This window comes from Intestinimonas sp. HCP28S3_D6, assembly GCF_052065695.1.
Lineage (GTDB): Bacteria > Bacillota > Clostridia > Oscillospirales > Oscillospiraceae > Intestinimonas.
The window spans coordinates 1-808 of sequence record NZ_JBQHTM010000144.1; the positions used below are offsets into that span (position 1 = coordinate 1).

The 808-nt window shown below is 53.1% G+C and carries 2 protein-coding genes; both read left to right on the plus strand.

Annotated elements, in window-relative coordinates:
- Positions 1 to 209 precede the first annotated feature (209 nt).
- Positions 210 to 503, plus strand: coding sequence for a hypothetical protein (locus ACTNBK_RS17135; protein ID WP_441147902.1), 294 nt, complete (start codon positions 210 to 212; stop codon positions 501 to 503).
- Positions 487 to 792: a molecular chaperone gene (locus ACTNBK_RS17140; protein ID WP_441147904.1), complete on the plus strand. Its 306-nt coding sequence runs from the start codon at positions 487 to 489 to the stop codon at positions 790 to 792. The genes ACTNBK_RS17135 and ACTNBK_RS17140 overlap by 17 nt, the downstream gene beginning before the upstream one ends.
- Positions 793 to 808: the final 16 nt, after the last annotated feature.

Below are 808 nucleotides of genomic sequence, written 5' to 3' on the forward strand. Positions count from 1 at the left end.
CTGTTTTTTCGGTAAAATGAGTTTTGTCAGGAGACACAGAACTTTGAAAATTGAATGACCGGCTGCAAGGGGTATGACCTTTGGGGAAGTGACGCCATGATAGGAGCGCACCAAGGAGGACAATACGCCGGGGAAAATCCGGGCAGGAGCGATTGCAGGCAAACCGGCAACTAACACATGGAAAATAAACTTTTAGGAGGTTGATTTTTATGAAGTTGAGTATCCGAGAAAAGAAAGTGCTGTACGACTTTGCCTGTCCCAACCACCACAACACGGTGACAAGGCTCAAATGGCTGACCGCCCTGACCGTTGACCCGCAGGCTAAGCACCGGATGCTGGAGCTGGCCCGGAAGATGGAAACGGAGATGGAAGAAAGCTGGTACACCGGCTTTTATCATCAGCTCCGTGCAGAGATGGACGAGTATTACCGTGCCAAGCGCCGCCTGCGTTTGGTAAAGGAGAACACCGAGTATGAGGAGGATCTGTATGACGAAGCTGTCTAAGTATGAGAAAGAAACCATCATCAACTGGAACGAGGCGGAGGACACCGCCAGTATCTACACCTTTAACGCCGATCTGAAGCGCAGGCTGGCCGAGTTCAGCCGCAAGTATCCCCAGCTGTGCCGGTTGGAACGCAGCACCACTGAGGGCAGCGTTACCTATGTGATGGACAAGTCCCGCCTGTCCATCCGTCTGGTGCCGCCGTACAGTGAAGAACGGCTGGCTGCTGCCAGAGAGTACGCCAAACAGCACGGATTTCAGGTCTTGCGGACGGACAAGGAGAGCGCCTGAAATCGGGTCAATTCAC